Below are 17,530 nucleotides of genomic sequence, written 5' to 3'. Positions count from 1 at the left end.
GTCTTTCCTGACCCCGGTGATTCCATGAACCGCTCCGCCGCACGCCCGACACCTTCCGCCGACCTGGCGCATGAGACTGCTCATGCCGATCTGCCTGCGCTGGTCGACCTGACCGTGCGCGAGGTGCTGGGCGAAGCGCGCAGCGGGCTCTACCTGCGCCGCCGGGCGCTGCGCGAGATGGGGCTGGGCTCGCGCGAGCTGGGCGAGATCCGCGCACGGCTGGCCCAGCGCCTCGGCCGTGACCTCGACCCGCTGCTGTTCTTCCGCCACGCCACGCCCGAGGCGCTGATCCGGCATCTGCGCCAGCCGGCGGGCAACGGCGTCACCGGGCACGCAGCCAACCGCCCGCACGGGGTCGAGCCGATCGCGATCATCGGCATGGCCTGCCGGTTTCCTGGCGGGGTGACGACGCCCGACGAGTTCTGGGCACTGCTCGCAGGCGGCGTGGACGCGATCTCGGAGGTGCCGCCCGAGCGCTGGGATGTCGCAACCCTGCACGGCGACGGGCCGCAGCAGATCCGCTCGCGCTTCGGCGGCTTCCTGGAGCGGGAGATCGGCCGGTTCGACGCGCCCTTTTTCCGCATGGCGCCCGTCGAGGCGGCGGCGATGGATCCGCAGCAGAAGCTGCTGCTGGAGACGCACTGGGAAGCGCTGGAACATGCCGGCATCGATCCGGACGGGCTGCAGGGCACGGCCACCGGCATCTTCGTCGGCACCTTCGGCGACGACTTCAAGCTGCTGCAGGCGCGCGAGCCGGACATCGGCCTGTACTACGGCACCGGCAGCGCCAATGCGGTGACCGCCGGCCGCCTGGCCTACTTCCTGGGCACCTCGGGGCCGGCCTTCTCGGTCGACACCGCCTGCTCGGCCTCGCTGGTGGCGGTGCACCAGGCCTGCCAGAGCCTGCACAGCGGCGAGTCCGACCTGGCGCTGGCCTCGGGCGTGAACCTGCTGCTGACGCCGGAGCTGAGCATCGCCTTCTCGCAGGCCGGCATGCTCGCGCCGGACGGCCGCTGCAAGACCTTCGACGCCCGGGCCGACGGCTATGTGCGCAGCGAGGGCTGCGGCGTGGTCGTGCTCAAGCGCCTGTCGCAGGCGCAGGCCGCCGGCGACCGCGTGCTGGCGGTCATCCGCGGCACCGCGATCAACCAGGACGGCGCCAGCAACGGCCTGACCGCGCCCAACGGCGCGGCGCAGGAGGCGGTGATCCGCCAGGCGCTGGCGGCCGCCGGCCTGCAGCCGCACGACATCGCCCATGTCGAGGCCCATGGCACCGGCACCCGGCTCGGCGACCCGATCGAGGTGCAGGCGCTGCAGGCGGTCTATGGCGCCGGCCGGCCCGCCGACCAGCCTCTGGTGCTGGGCTCGATCAAGAGCAACATCGGCCATGCCGAGGCCGCGGCCGGCATCGCCGGCCTCATCAAGCTGGTGCTGACGCTGCAGCACGGCCTCGTGCCGCCGCACCTGCACCTGCGCGAGCTCAACCCGCTGCTGCGCGACGCGGCGATCGTCGTGCCGACCGCGGCACGGCCCTGGCCGGCGCGGCCCGGAGAGCCGCCCCGGCGAGCAGCCGTCAGCTCCTTCGGCTTCAGCGGCACCAACGCGCACGCGATCGTCGAGGAGGCCCCTGCATCGGCGCCGGTGGCCGACGCCGGGCCGGCATCGTTGGCGCCGCAGCTGCTGGTGCTGAGCGCACAGAGCCCGGCCGCGCTGACCGAGCTGGCCGAGCGCCATGTCGAGGCGCTGTCGCGCCCGTCCGGCCCCGCGCTGGCGGCCGTTGCTGCCACGCTCCAGCAGGGGCGCGCCCATCTGGCACACCGGCTTGCGCTGGTCGCCACCACGCCGCAGGAGGCCGCGGCGCGGCTGCAGGCCTGGCTGCGCGGCGAGGAGACGGCCGCGCTGTGCGCTGGTCAGCCTGCAGCCGAGGGCAGCGCCCCCCGCATCGCCTTCCTGTTCACCGGCCAGGGCGCGCAGTACCTGCAGATGGGCCGGGGCCTGTACGCGCACGAGCCACTGTTTCGCGACCGCATCGACCGCTGCGACCGCGTGCTGCGCGAGGTGCTCGGCCGCTCGCTGGTCGAGCTGCTCTACCCGGACGAGGCGCCCGCGCACCAGGACCTGCTCACCTCGCATCCCTGCGGGCAGGCGGCGAACTTCGCGCTGGAGTGCGCGCTGGCCGACCTGTGGCGCGCCTGGGGCATCGAGCCCGATGTCGTGCTCGGCCACAGCCTGGGCGACTTTGCCGCCGCCTACGCCGCCGGGGTGCTGTCGCTGGAAGACGGCCTGCGTCTGGTGACCCTGCGCGGCCGGCTGATGCAGGCCGCGCACGGCCGCATGCTCGCGGTGCAGGCGAGCGAGGATCAGGTGCGACCGTTCCTGGCCGGCTGCACCGATGTCGCGCTGGGCGTCATCAACGGCCCGCAGAGCGTCGTCATCTCCGGGGCCACGCACGGCGTCGAGGCGATCGCGGCGCGGCTGGCCGAGGCCGGCCTGCGCACCCGGGTGCTGGACATCCCGGTGGCGGCGCATTCGCCGCTGCTCGATCCGGTGCTGGACGATTTTGCGGCGGCCGTGGCGGCCGTGCCGCTGGCGCCGCCGCGGCTGACCGTGGTGTCGAGCATGACCGGCCAGCCGGTCGGCGCCGAGCTGACCGACCCGGACTACTGGCGTCGGCACCTGCGCGAAACGGTGCGCTTCGCCGACGGCGTGCGCACGCTGGCCGCCCTGGGCTGCGAGGCGATGGTGGAAATCGGCCCGCAGGCCACGCTGCTCGGCATGGCTGCCCTAGTGCTGGAAGACGCGGCATCGCAGGGCGCGGCATCGACCGGCGCCCTGCTGCTGCCCAGCCTGGTGCCGGGCACCGAGGATCGGCAGGCAATGCGAATGGCGCTGGGATCGCTGTACACCCGAGGGGTGCAGGTCGACGGGCTCGCGCTGGCGGGGGGACAGCGGCCGGTGCCGGTCGCGTTGCCGACCTATCCCTTCCAGCGGCAGCCTTATCCGGTGCCCGCGGGCCGGCGCCCGCAGGCCGTGGCGGGAGCCGAAGCCGAGGCCGATGCGCTGTCGTCCACGCTGTTCGTGACACGCTGGGAACGCCAGTCGCGCACGCCGGCGCTGCTGGCACCGGCACAGGCCGGGCGCTGGCTGATCGTCGGCGAGGCCAAGGGGCTGGCCGATGCGCTGGCCGCGCTGCTGGTCGAGCATGGCGAGACGGTGGTCCGCCTTGACGTCGGTACGGTCCAGGAGGGCACCAGTGCCACGGAACTGTCCGGGATGCTTGCCACGGACGCGCCGGCGCCTCTGCGCGGTGTGGTCTTCGTGCCGGCCAGCGACGATCTCGCCGATGGCGAGACAGCGTCGGCGCTGGACACGCGGCTGCAGCGCAGCCTGGGCACCCTGGTGACGCTGGTGCAGGCCCTGTCGGCCCCGCAGGCCGAGACGCCGTCGGACACGAAGCTCTGGGTGGCGACCCACCGGGCGCTGCCGCTGCACACGGACCAGCCGGTCACGCTGGTGCAGACGCCGTTGGTCGGCCTGGGTCGGGTCGCGGCGCTGGAGCTGGGGCGGCACTGGGGCGCGCTGGTCGATCTGGATGCGGCCGACAACGCGGCGCAGCGCGCCCGCGCGCTGGCCACGGAACTGCTGCAACCCCGGCCCGATGGCGAGACCGAAGTGGCCTGGCGCCAAGGCCGCCGCCATGTCGCCCGGCTGGAGCGGGCGCCGGCGCTGGCGGTGTCTTCACCCCAGCCGCTGTCCCTGCAGGCCGAGGCGCTGTACTGGATCACCGGGGGCCTGGGCGCGCTGGGCCTGCGCCTGGCGCAGCGGCTCGCCGACCTGGGCGCACGCCATCTGCTGCTGACCGGCCGCCGCGCCACCGTGGAGGCGCAGGCGCAGTCGGTGCTCGATGCGCTGGCGGCCCGTGGCGTGTCGGTGCAGGTGCAGGCGGTCGACGTGTCCGATGCCGGGGCGATGGGCGCCCTGATCGAGACGCTGCGCAGCGGCACCACGCCGCTTCGAGGCGTCTTCCACACCGCCGGTGTGCTCGACGACGGCGTGCTGCTCAACCAGGACTGGCCGCGCATCGCCCGCGCGCTGGCGGCCAAGGTCCAGGGCGCCTGGCTGCTGCATCGGCTGACGGCGGACCTGCCGCTGGACCTGATGGTGAGCTTCGCCTCGGTGGCGGGCCTGATCGGCAATGCCGGCCAGGGCAGCTACGCGGCGGCCAACACCTTCCTCGACGGGCTGGCGCGCTGGCGTCGCCGCCGCGCCCTGCCGGCGCTGAGCGTGGACTGGGGCATCTGGGCCGACGCGGGCATGGCCATGCGCGGCGAGGTGCTGTCCTTCCCCGGCGTGCGGCCAATGGCGCCGGAGCGCGGTCTGGCCGCGCTCGAACGCGTGCTGTCGCAGGCGGACCGCTGGGACGGTCAGGTGGCCATCGCCGAGCTGGACCTGCCGGCGATGGCCGAGGCGCGTCCGGGGGCGCGTCTGCTCGCCACGCTGATGCCAGCCGCCCCCGCCGTGGCCGCGCCCGGTGCAAACGCGGCCGGGCACACGCCGCTGCGCGAGCGGCTGGGGGCGCTGGCGCCGGCGCGGCGTGCCGCAGCGATGCAGGCCTGGCTGCAGCAGACGGTCGGCGCGCTGCTGGGCATGGCGCAGCCGCCCGACACCACCACCGGCTTCACCGATCTGGGCATGGACTCGCTGATGGCGCTGCGGCTGCGCCATCGGCTCGAAGCCGAGCTGGGCTGTGCGCTGCCGAGCACGCTGGCCTTCGAGTACCGCCACATCGACGCGCTGGCGCCGTTCCTGCTGGAGCGCCTGCGTCTGGACGAGGGCCCGGGCCCGCGGCCCGAGGCCCTGCCGCCGACCGTCGCCGATGCGGGCGCGGGCGCGGGCGCCGGTGACGATGAGGCCATCGCGGTGATCGCGATGGCCTGCCGCTTTCCCGGTGCGTCGACGCCGGAGGACTTCTGGACCCTGGTGCGCGACGGCGTCGACCGGGTCGGCGAGATCCCGGCCTCGCGCTGGGATGTCGAGGCGCTCTACGATCCGCAGCGGCCCCGGCCCGGGCGCATGTACGTGCGTCAAGGCGCCTTCCTCGATGACGTCGAGTCCTTCGATCCGCTGTTCTTCGGCATCTCGCCGCGCGAGGCCGCCGGCATGGACCCGAAGCACGGTCTGCTGCTGGAGACGGCCTGGGAGGTGCTGGAGCGCGCCGGCATCGCGCCGCAGGACCTGCTCGACAGCGACACCGGCGTCTTCATCGGCACCGGGGTGGACAACCACGGCGGCATCCACGATGTCGCCGACCTGAAGGCGCTGGACACCTACGCCATCACCAGCTCCGGCCACAGCGTCGCGGCCGGCCGGCTGGCCTATGTGCTCGGTCTGCAGGGCCCGACGATGGCGGTGGACACGGCGTGCTCCTCGTCGCTGGTGGCGCTGCATCTGGCGGTGCGCAGCCTGCGCCAGGGCGAATGCCGCCTGGCCCTGGCCGGCGGCGCCAGCCTGATGCTCAGCCCGACGATGCATGTGGCGCTGTCGCAGATGCAGGTGCTGGCGCCCGACGGTCGCTGCAAGGCCTTCGATGCCGCCGCCGACGGCTACGGCCGCGGCGAAGGCGGCGCCATGGTGCTGCTCAAGCGCCTGAGCGACGCGCGTGCCGCGGGCGATCCGATCCTGGCCGTCATCCGTGGCAGCGCCATCAACCACGACGGCGCGGCCAGCGGCCTGACCGTGCCGAGCAAGCACGCCCAGCAAAAGCTGCTGCGCCAGGCGCTGCAGGACGCCCGGGTGCCGGCCGACGCGCTGGCCTACATCGAGACCCACGGCACCGGCACGCCGCTGGGCGACCCGATCGAGCTGCGCGCGATCGGCGAGGTCTTCGGCCAGACGCGGCCCGAGCCGCTGCGCGTGGGCACGGTCAAGGCCAACATCGGCCACCTGGAGCCGGCCGCCGGCATCGCCGGCTTCGTCAAGACGGTGCTTGCGCTGCAGCACGCCACCATCCCGCGTCAGATCCATTTCCACACGCCCAACCCGCACATCGAGTGGGACGAGTTCGCGGTCGAGGTGCCGGTGGAGAACCTGCCGTGGCCGGGGGGCGCGTCGGCGCGCCGGCTCGCCGGCGTCAGCTCCTTCGGGATCAGCGGCACGAACGCGCACCTGGTCCTGGAAGCGGCACCGATGGCGGGCGATCTTCCCCGTCCAAATGCGGATGCCGGCGAGGCCGATGGCGCGCAGTTGCTGGTGCTGTCCGCGCGCAGCGAGGCCGCGCTCGACGCGCTGGTGACGCGCTGGCGCACGCACCTGCCGGCCCACGCCGCGCAGCCGCTGGCGGCGATGTGCCACACGGCCGCGACCGGCCGGCGTCACCACGCGCACCGGCTGGCGCTGGTCGCGCATGACCGTGACGACCTGGCCCGGCAGCTTCGCGCGCTGGCCGAGGGCCGCTCGGCCGCGGGCACATCCCGTGGCGTCACGCCGCCCGTGCGGGCGCGTCTGGCCTTCCTGTTCACCGGCCAGGGCAGCCAGTCGGTCGGCATGGGCCGCGCGCTCTACCGCGACGAGCCGGTCTTCCGCGCCGCGATCGACGACTGCGACCGCCTGCTGGCGGCGCTGCCGGAGACACCGCTGTCGCTGCGCGAGATCCTGCACCCGGCCGACCCGGAGCGCGACGGCGAGCCGATGGAGCGCGCCGGGCAGGCGCAACCGGCGCTGTTCGCGCTGGAGTACGCGCTGGCCTGCCAGTGGCGGGCCTGGGGCATCGAGCCGGAATGGATGCTCGGCCACAGCCTGGGCGAGATCGTCGCGGCCTGTCTGGCCGGGGTCTTCGATCTGGCCGACGCGCTGAAGCTGGTCGCGGCGCGGGGGCGGCTGATGGAGGCCCTGCCGCAGGACGGCAGCATGGTGTCGCTGCGCACCACGCCCGATCGGGTGCGCCCGCTGCTGGCCGGCCGGGAGGATCAGGTGGCGATCGCCGCGGTCAACGCCCCCGACAGCGTCGTGCTGTCGGGCCGGCGCGAGGCGGTGGCTGAACTGGTGGCGCAGCTGCAGGCCCAGGGCATCGAGGCCCGGGCGCTGAAGGTCACGCACGCCTTCCATTCGCCGCTGATGGCGCCGATGCTCGACGCCTTCCGGGCCGTGGCCGAGACGATCCGCTACGCGCCGCCGACGCTGCCGGTGGTGTCGAACCTGAGCGGCGCGCTGGCCGGGGCCGAGATGGCCTGCGCCGACTACTGGGTGCGCCAGGTGCGCGAGCCGGTGCATTTTGCCGAGGGCGTCGAGACGCTGCGCCGCGAGGGTGCCGGCCTGTTCCTGGAGGTCGGCCCGCATCCGGCGCTGGCGGGTCTGGTGGCCAGGCAGCTCGATCTGGCCTCGGGCATGACGCTGCCGAGCCTGCGCCGCGGCGTGCCCGACCGCGCGGCCCTGCTCGCCAGCCTGGGGGCGCTGTTCGTGCACGGCCACCTGCCGCGCTGGGCGGCCCTCTCGCCGGACAGCCCGGCGCCGCGCCGGGTGCTGCTGCCGACCACGCCCTTCCAGCGCCAGGCCTGCTGGGCGCGCCAGCCGGCGGTGACCGCACGACGTGCCGCCACGGCGCTGCACCCGCTGATCGACCGCCGCTTCGAGCTGCCCCTGCACGACGAGCAGGTCTTCGAGACCGAGCTCAGCCTGCAGCGCTGGCCGATGCTGGCCGAGCACCGCGTCCACGGCGAGGTGGTCTCGCCGGGCGCCTGCCAGCTGGCGATGGCGCTGGCGGCGGTCGCGCTGGCGCAAGGCGACGCCGACGGACCCGCCGCGCTGCGCGAGGTGGTGCTGCCGCAGGCCCTGGTGCTGCCCACCGATGGCGGTCGTCAAGTGCAGATCGTGCTCGGCGTGGACGACACGGGCCGCAGCCTGCGCCTGATCAGCCTGCTGCCGGGCCAGGGCAAGGCGAGCCTGCAGACCCATGCGCGCGCCCTGCTGGGGGCGCCTGCGGACATCGGCCCCCCGGGCGAGTCGCTGGCGCAGCTGCGTCAGCGCTGCTGCCGGCCGGGCGATCCGCAGCAGGTCTGGCGCCGTGGCGAGGCCGCGCACATCGCGCTGGGCACGGCCTTCCGCTGGATCGAGGCGCTCTGGCACGGCCCGGCGGGTGCGCGGCCCGAGACGCTCGGCCGGCTGCGCCTGCCGGCGACCTCCAGCGTGCTGCTGGACGACCCTGCGCTGCACCCGGGGCTGCTCGACGCCTGCTTCCAGGTCGCGTCGCTGGCGCGTGACGACGAGGGCGGCGGCACGCTGCTGCCGTTTGCGGTCGATGCGATCGTGCTGCAGCACCCGGCCCGAGGCGAGGGCTGGTGGTGCCATGCGGTGCAGGTGGGCCCCGACACCTGGGACCTGAGCCTGTTCGACGACCCGGGCCGGCCGCTGGTGCAGGTGCGCGGCTTCGCGATGCGTGCGGCCCCGGCGGCGGCGATCCGCCGCGATCCGCCGTGGCAGGACTGGCTGCACCGGGTCGACTGGTCGCGCGACGCCTTCGGGCCGGATGGGGTGACCGCACTGCCCGCGCCAGCCGAGACGGTCGGTGCGCTGGCCGCCACGCTGGCGTCGGACTGGGCGGCCCAGGGCGGCGGCGCCTATGAGACCTGCGTCGCCGATCTGGAGACGCTGGCCGGCGCGCAGGTGCTGGCCGCCTGGCGACAGGCCGGCGTGGCCTTCGAGCCGGGCGCGCGCTGGACGGTGGCCGACCTGGCCGACCGGCTCGGGGTCGTGCCGGCGCACCGCCGGCTGACCGGGCGGCTGCTGGAGATCCTCGGCGAGCTGGGCTGGCTGGTGCGCGACGAGGGCACCGGGACGGACTGGACCGTGCGCGCCGTGCCCGCCGAGCCGGATCTGGCCGCGCTGCACGCCCGCTTCGAGGCTGATCACGGCGCGCACGCCCAGGGCCTGCCGCCGGAGGCACTGCTGCTGCGGCGCTGCGGCGACCGGCTGCTCGACGTGCTGCAGGGGCGGGTCGATCCGCTGGAGCTGCTGTTTCCAGAGGGCGACACCCGCACCGCGCACCGTCTCTACGCCGAATCGCCGATCCACCGCCTGATGAACGATCGCACCGCCGAGCTGGTCGCGCGCCTGATGGCGGCGCTGCCGGCCGAGCGCGGCCTGCGCCTGCTGGAGGTGGGCGGCGGCACCGGCGGCACCACGGTCGGCGTGCTGCCGCGCCTGCCGGCGCAGCGCTGCGACTACCTGTTCACCGACATCGGCCCGTCCTTCGTGATGCGGGCGCGCGAGCGCTTCGCCGCCTTCCCCTTCCTGCGCGCGCAGACGCTCGACATCGAGCGCTCGCCGCTGGAGCAGGGTTTCGCCCGCGGCCAGGCCGACGTGGTGCTGGCGGCCAATGTGCTGCACGCCACCCGCGACCTGCCGGCGACGCTGGCGCATGTGCGCGCCCTGCTGCAGCCGGGCGGCCAGCTGCTGCTGCTGGAGGTCACCACACGCAGCCGCTGGGTCGATCTGACCTTTGGCCTGACCGACGGCTGGTGGCGCTTCGACGACCTGCGCCAGGACCATCCGCTGCTGACGGCCGCACAGTGGCGGGAGCTGCTGCATGCCCAAGGCTTTGCCGACATCGACGTGATGGAGCAAGGCGGGCACGCGCTGATTGTGGCCCGTGCCGATCTGCTCGACCGGCCGCTGCCGGCGCCGGCCGTGGCGCGCGACTGGCTGCTGCTCGGCGACGCGGGCGGCGTCGCACAGGCGCTGGCCGAGCGGCTGCGCCGACGGGGCGACCGCGCCATCACCGTGGCGCCAGAAGCGGCGGACTCGACCGACCTCGGCGCCCTGATCGCGCAGATGCCTGCGCTGCATGGCGTCGTGCACCTGCGTGCGCTCGATGATTCCGTCGATGCTGCACAGGCGGTCGATCCGGTCGCCGCGATGGCGCCGGCCGGCACCTCGCTGCTGCGGCTGGCGCAGGCGCTGCTGCAGGGGCGCGTGCCCCCGGCCGGGCTGGTCTGCGCCACCCGCGCGGCCCAGGCGGTCGTGCCCGGCGAGGAAATGTCCGGCTGGCGACAGGCGGGCCTGTGGGGCATGGGCCGGGTGTTCGATCAGGAGCACCCCGAGCTGGGCGCGGTGCGCATCGACCTGCCTGCCCGGGCCGGTGTCCGGAGCGACGTGGACGCGGACGCGCAGGCCCTGCTGGCCGAACTCGATGCCTGCGACGGCGTGCCGGTGGAGCGGCGCGAGCGCCAGATCGCGCTGCGCGGCGGTCGGCGCCACCGGGCACGGCTGCAGCGCTGCAGCGCGGCCGAGGCCGGCGTGGGCATCGAGTCGGTCGGCACCGAGGCGCTGCGCTGCGAGGCGCAGGCCACCTACCTGATCACCGGCGGGCTCGGCGGGCTGGGCCTGGCCACGGCCGATCGGCTCGTCGCCCGCGGGGCACGCCATCTGCTGCTGCTTGGCCGGCGTGCGCCCGATGCGGCGGCCCAGGCGCGGCTGGCCGCGCTGGCGGCTCAGGGGGTCGAGGTGCGCGTGGCCGCCGGCGATGTCGCCGACGGCGCGGCGCTGGCGGCGCTGCTGGCCTCGATCGACCCGCGCTGGCCGCTGCGGGGCGTGGTCCATGCGGTGGGCGTGCTCGATGACCGGCCGGTGCTGCACCAGGACGGGGCGAGTCTGGACCGCGTGCTCGGGCCGAAGGTGCGCGGCGCCTGGAACCTGCACCGGCTGACGCAGGCGGCGGGGATGCGGCTCGACTTCTTCGTGATGTACGCCGCCGCGGCCGGCCTGCTGGGCAACCGGGGCCAGGCCAACCACGCCGCGGCCAACACCGCGCTCGATGCGCTGGCGGCCCACCGGCGCGCGCTCGGGCTGCCGGCGCTGGCGATCGACTGGGGCGCCTGGGCCGACATCGGCGCGGCCGCGCAGCTCATGCGCGAGCGCGGCGCCGAGCTGGTCAGTCGCGGCCTGACGGCCATGGCCCCGGAGCAGGCCCTGGCCGCGCTGGAGGCGCTGATGGCGACAGGCGCGCGGGCACCGGCCCATCTGGGCGTCATGGCGATCGACTGGGCGACCTACCTGCGGAGCTCGGGCGAGGTGGGGCGGCTGCCGTATTTCGCCGCGCTGGCGGCGCTGCAGCCACCGGGCACGCCCGCCGGATCCTCATCGCCCGTCCCTGGCGCCGGGGCGACGACGACCGCAGCGCCTGTGCCGCTGCGGCAGCAACTGGCCGAGGTCCGGGGCGCGGAGCGCGCCGAGATCCTGACGGGCTGGCTGCAGCAGGCGGTGGCCGACACGCTGCGCCTGACCGAGCTGCCCGACAGCCACACCGGCTTCAGCGATCTGGGCATGGACTCGCTGATGACGATCGAGCTGCGCCGCCACCTGTCGCGGGCGCTGGAGCTGCCGCTGCCCTCGACGATCGCCTTCGAGTACCCGAGCGTGGCGCAGCTGCGCGACCACCTGCTGGCCGAGATGCTGGCCGAGCCCGAGGTCGAGCCCGAAAGCGCGGTGGCGATCGATGCGCCGGCCGCGGCGGTCGCGGCGGTCGCGCCCGATGCGTTCGATGACCTTGACCTCGATCAGCTCTCCGAGGCCGAGCTGGGCGCGCTGATCGACGACGAGCTGGCCCGGCTCGACGACTGAGACTGAATCCTTGAAAAGAACGCCGATGAGCGATACCGCACCTGACACCCGAACGCAGCTGGTCAAGGCATTGCAGGCCCTGCAGAAGACCCGCCAGCGCCTGGAGGCGCTGCAGGACCAGCAGCACGAACCGATCGCCATCATCGGCATGGCTTGTCGCGTGCCGGGCGCCGACAGCCCCGAGGCCTTCTGGGAGCGGCTGTGTGCCGGCGCCGACCAGGTCGGCCCGGTGCCGGCCGCGCGCTGGGACCGCGACGCCTGCCACGACCCGCAGCCGGCCACCCCCGGCAAGACCTATGTGCGCGACGGGGCCTTCCTGGACGGCGACATCGCGGCCTTCGACGCGGCCTTCTTCGGCATCTCGCCGCGCGAGGCGGCCCTGATGGACCCGCAGCAGCGCCTGCTGCTGGAGGTGGCCTGGGAGGCGCTGGAGCGCGCCGGCATCGCGCCGGCCTCGCTGCGCCACAGCCGCTCGGGCGTCTTCGTCGGCGTGACGCCCAGCGAGTACCTCGGCCTGATCGACGAAGCACAGCGCGCCGAGGCCCACGCCACCACCGGCAACAGCCCGATCTTCGCCGCCGGCCGGCTGTCCTATGTGCTGGGCCTGCAGGGGCCGAGCCTGGTGATCGACACCGCCTGCTCGGCCTCGCTGATCAGCGTGCACCAGGCCTGCGAGAGCCTGCGCCGGCGCAGCAGCGACCTGGCCCTGGCCGGCGGCAGCCACCTGATGGTCACCGCGCTGGGCCATGTCGTGCAGTCGCAGCTGCAGGCGCTGGCGCCGGACGGCCGCTGCAAGACCTTCGATGCCGCCGCCGACGGCTATGGGCGCGGTGAAGGCTGCGGCCTGGTCGTGCTCAAGCGCCTGTCGGATGCACAGGCGGCGGGCGATCCGATCCTGGCGCTGATCCGCGGCAGCGCGACCAACCATGACGGCCCGAGCAGCGGCCTGACCGTGCCCAGCGCCACCGCGCAGGCCACGCTGATCCGCCAGGCGTTGGCCGATGCGCGGCTGGAGCCGGCGCAGGTCGGCTATGTCGAGGCCCACGGCACCGGCACGCGGCTCGGCGATCCGATCGAGATGCGGGCGCTGGCCAGCGTCTTCGGTGCACGCGATGCGGCGCAGCCGCTGACGGTCGGCTCGGTCAAGGCCGCCATCGGCCACCTGGAGGAGGCCGCGGGCGTCATCGGCCTGATCAAGGTCGTCCTGATGCTGCAGCACGGCCGGCTGCCGCCGCAGCCGAATTTCCGCCAGGCCAGCACGCACATCGACTGGCTCGACGGCCGGCTGCGGGTGGCGGACACGCTGATGCCCTGGCCGGAGGCACCCGGGCCGCGCATCGCCGGCGTCAGCTCCTTCGGTCTCGGTGGCGCCAACGCCCATGTGCTGATCGAACAGGCGCCGGCGGTGGCTGAGGATGAGGCGGGAGCCACGGCCGCGGCCGCGACCGACGCCCAGCGCTGGCAGCTGCTGACGCTGTCGGCGCGCCATCCGCAGGCGCTGCGCGCGCTGGCCCGCCGCCATGCGGACCTGCTGGCGCGCACCCCCGACGCCGCCCTCGGCGCGCTGTGCGCAAGCGCGGCGACCTCGCGCCAGGCCTTCGGCCAGCGGCTGGCCCTGGTGGGCGACAGCGCGGCGGCGCTGGGCGAGCGCCTGCGCGCCTGGGCCGACGACCACGCGACGGCCGACGAGGCCGAGGTCCACCACGGCACGGTGCCGCCGCAGGGCGCCCCGAAGCTGGCCTTCCTGTTCGCCGGCCAGGGAGCGCAGTACCTGCAGATGGGCCGCACGCTGTTCGACGGCCAGCCGGTGTTCCGCGCGGTCATCGAGCGCTGCGAGCCGGTGATGCAGGCCGAGCTGGGGCGCTCGCTGGTCGAGCTGCTCTACCCGGCCGCGCCGCCGGCCCACCGCGACCTGATCGAGTCGCACCCCTGCGGCCAGGCGGCGAACTTCGCGCTGGAGTGCGCGCTGGCGGCGCTGTGGCGCCACTGGGGCGTGGTGCCGGCGATGGTGCTGGGCCACAGCCTGGGCGACTATGCCGCGGCCTGCGTGGCCGGCGTGATGTCGGTCGAGGACGGGCTGCGGCTGGTCATCGCGCGCGGCCGGCTGATGGCACAAGCCCCCGGGCGCATGCTATCGGCCATCGCCGACGAGGCGCAGGCGCGCCGCTTCATCGCCGGCCTGGAGGATGTGGACCTGGCGGCGGTCAACGGCCCGCAGAGCGTGGTGATCTCGGGCGGCGCCGACAGCGTCGCGCGGGTCGCGGCCGCGATGCAGGCCGCGGGCCTGACGGTGCGCGATCTGGCCATTCCGGTGGCGGCGCACTCGCCGCTGCTCGATGCGGTGCTCGGCGATTTCGCGGCGGTGCTGGCGACCGTGCGCCTGTCGCCGCCGCAGATTGCGGTCGTCTCCGGGCTGAGCGGCCGGCGCGTCGAGGCCGAGCTGCTCGATCCGGCCTACTGGTGCCGCCACCTGCGCGAGACGGTGCGCTTCGCCGACGGCGTGGCCACGCTGCATGCGCAGGGCTGCCGGCTGTTCCTGGAGATCGGCCCGCAGGCGACGCTGGCGGGCATGGCCGGCGCGGTCATCGAGGCGCTGGCCGGTGGCGCCGAGCCGGGCCCGACGGCGCTGCTGGTGCCCAGCCTGCGCCAAGGCGAGGACGACCAGCGCCGCATGCGCGACAGCCTTGCCGCGCTGCTGGTGCGCGGGGTGACGCCGGACTGGCGTGCCGCCGGGCTGTGCGCGCCCGGGCGGGCGCTGGCGCCCTCATCGCTGCCGACCTATCCTTTTCAGCGCAGCCGTCACTGGGCCGCGGCGTCGGAACCGGACCGCGGGCCAGCGCCCCGGCCGGCGCCCTCGCCGCAGACCGCGTCCGCATCCCCGGCCGAGGCGCTGCTGCACCGCACGGTCTGGCGCGATCAGGGCCGCTGGGGCGAGGCGGCCGCGGCGCTGCGCCCGCTGACGCCGCTTGCGCCGCTGCTGCAGGCCGAAGTCGCCTGGCAGATGGAGGGCGAGGCCCTGCGCCCGGCGCTGGAGGCGATCGACCGGCTGGAGCAGGCCTGCAGCACCCCGGTGCTGGCCCTGTTCGCGCAAGGCGGCTGGCCGCTGCGTGAAGGCCAGGTCTGGGACGAGGCGCAAGCCGCACAGGCGCTCGGCGTGGTGCCGGCCCACCGCCGGCTCTTCGCGCGGCTGCTGGCGATGCTGGCCGAGGACGGCTGGCTGCAGCGCGAGGGGCCGCGCTGGCGGGTGATGCGCGACGCACCGGCGATCGATCTGGCGGCCTGGGCGGCCGGGCTGCCCGGGCAGGTCGGTGCGGCAGCGGCGATCGAGTGCACGCTGCTGACCCGCTTCGCGCCGGCGCTGCCGGCGCTGCTGCGCGGCCAGGCCCAGGCGCTGGACCTGCTGTTCCAGGACAACACCGCCGAGCGGCTCTACCGCGAGACGGCGGCCTCGCGGCTGATGAACACGCTGGTCGAGACGGCGATCGGGCGCGCGATCGAGGCGCTGCCGACCGACCGGGGCCTGCGCGTGCTGGAGATCGGCGCGGGCACCGGCGGCACGACCGCCGCGCTGCTGCCCCGGCTCGCCGAGCGGCTGCCGGGCCGGCTGCGCTACACCTTCACCGACCAGGGGCGGGCCTTCGTCAAGCAGGCCGGCGAGCGCTTTGCCCACCACCTGGCCTCGGGCGGCCTGGTGCTGTCTGCGCTCGACATCGAGCGCCCGCCGGCGGCCCAGGGCTTCCTGCCCGGGCAGCAGGACATCGTGATCGCCGCCAATGTGCTGCACGCCACCGAGGATCTGCGCACCAGCCTGCGCCATGCCCGCAGCCTGCTCGCCCCGGGCGGGCTGCTCGTGCTGGTGGAGGCCAGCGGCGCGCGGCGCTGGATCGACCTGAGCTTCGGCCTGACCGAAGGCTGGTGGCGCGCCGCCGACGAGCGCCAGGGCCATCCGCTGCTGCCGGTCGCGGCCTGGGAGGCGCTGCTGGCCGAGGCCGGCTTCGAGTCGGTCGTCGCCAGCCCGTCGGCCGCGCTGGCCGACAGCGCGCTCGGGCAGGTGCTGCTGCTGGCGCGCGCGCCGCGCGGGCCGAGCTTGACGCCTGAGCCCCCTGTGCAGCCGGGCGGCTGGCTGGTGCTGGGAGATGCCGATGGCCTGGGCGCGCGGCTGGTCGCGGGCCTGCAGGGGCACGGCCGGCAGATGGTGCTCGCGCCACGGACGGACGCGGACCTCGGTCGGCGGCTGGCCGAGATGCCCGACCTGCAGGGCGTGATCTGCCTGCCCGACCTGGCGGGCGAGACGGCCGGGCCCTGCGAGGTCGCCACGGCCGTGCTGCCGGTGGTGCAGGCGCTGGCCACCCGGCCGGGCCCGGCACCGCGGCTGTGGCTGGTGAGCCGCGACGCGCAGCCGGTGCAGGACGGTGACCGGCTGCAGGGCGCCGACCAGGCCGCCTGGTGGGGACTGGCGGCGGCGATCGGCGTCGAGCACCCCGAGCTGGCCTGCACCTGCATCGACCTGGATGGCGCGGCGCCGGCGGCCGCACAGGCCGAGGCGCTGCTGGCGGCGCTGGCGGCTCCCGACACGCTGCCGGCAGAAAGGCGCCTGGCGCTGCGGGGCGGTCATCGCCATGTCGCCCGGCTGGTGCGCCACGAGGAGCAGGAGCCCGCATCGCCCCGTCTGCCGCTGCGCCCCGAGGCGACCTACCTGATCACCGGCGGCCTGGGCGGCCTGGGCCGGGCGGTGGCGCACTGGATGATCGGGCAAGGCGCGCGTCACCTGCTGCTGCTGGCGCGGCGTGAACCCTCGGCCGAGCAGGCCCGCGATCTGGCGGCGCTGCAGGACCGGGTCGCGGCCGAAGGCGGGCAGGTGCAGCTGCGGGTCGCCGATGTCGCCGATCGTGCGGCGCTGGCGGCGGTGCTCGACGGCATCGCGGCGGCGCATCCGCTGGCCGGCGTGCTGCACGCCGCAGCCGCCAGCGACACCACCGGCCTGCTGCTGCAGACCGATGCGGAGCGCTTCGCGGCCGTGCTCGCGCCCAAGGTGCTGGGCGCCCGCCACCTGGACGCCCTCACCCGGGACCGCCCCCTGGACTTCTTCGTCGCCTTCTCCTCGATCACCGCGCTGACCGGCGACCTGGGCCTGGGCGCCTACGCGGCGGCCAACAGCGCGCTCGACGCCCTGTGCCAGCAGCGGCGTGCGGCCGGGCGGCCGGCCGTGGCGATCGCCTGGGGCATCTGGTCCGAGGTCGGGGCGGCCGCGCGCATGGACGCCGACCGTGCCCGGCACCTGTCGACGCAGGGCCATGGCCGCATCGAGCCGACGCAGGGCCTCGCGGTGCTGGGCCGGCTGCTCGGATCGGCCCAGGCGCAGGTGGCGGTGATGCCACTGGACCGGGAACGCATGCGCGGCCATGCCGCGGTCGTGCCGGCGCTGTTCGCCGAGCTGCTGGCCGACACGGTCGGGATGCCGCAGGCACGCCCGCAGAGCGGCACGGTGCCCGTGACCGCGGGCGAGACGACCGCGCCCGCCGCGGCCGAGGTGCCCGTCGCGACGCCGCGCCAGCAGTTCGAGCGCTGCGCACCGGCCGACCGGCCGGCGTGGCTGCATGGGCATGTCACCGCGCAGGTCGCCCGCGTGCTGCGGCTGCCCCGCGGCGAGAGCGTTCCGGCCGACGAGAGCCTGCTGGCCCTGGGCATGGACTCGCTGATGGCCGTCGAGCTGCGCAACGGCCTGCGCCGCCACTGGGGCGTCGACATCCCGTTCGCGCGCTTCCTCCAGGGGCTGAGCGTCGGCGACATCGTCGCCGAGCTGATGGCAACGCTCGGTGTCTCCGCGACCCCGGAGCGTGGGCACGGCAACGAGGCAGCCGCCGAAGCCGATGCCGACTGGACGACCGGATCGATCTGAACCCGCTGAAGAGTGGAC

2 protein-coding genes are annotated in these 17,530 nt (G+C 75.2%); both read left to right on the top strand.

Features of this window, described 5'->3' with window-relative positions; translation table 11 throughout:
- Nucleotides 1–24 precede the first annotated feature (24 nt).
- Nucleotides 25–11,613: a type I polyketide synthase gene (locus tag BW996_RS09375; protein ID WP_051631626.1), complete on the top strand. Its 11,589-nt coding sequence runs from the start codon at nucleotides 25–27 to the stop codon at nucleotides 11,611–11,613.
- Nucleotides 11,614–11,638: 25 nt separating this feature from the next.
- The gene (locus BW996_RS09370) at nucleotides 11,639–17,512 is read left to right on the top strand and encodes a type I polyketide synthase (protein ID WP_051631625.1); all 5,874 of its coding nucleotides are present in this window, start codon (nucleotides 11,639–11,641) and stop codon (nucleotides 17,510–17,512) included.
- Nucleotides 17,513–17,530 lie beyond the last annotated feature (18 nt).

This window comes from Sphaerotilus natans (assembly GCF_900156335.1).
Classification (GTDB): domain Bacteria; phylum Pseudomonadota; class Gammaproteobacteria; order Burkholderiales; family Burkholderiaceae_C; genus Sphaerotilus; species Sphaerotilus natans.
The sequence above is the reverse complement of the archived record's forward strand: the minus strand, read 5'-3'. Positions and strand labels throughout refer to the sequence as shown.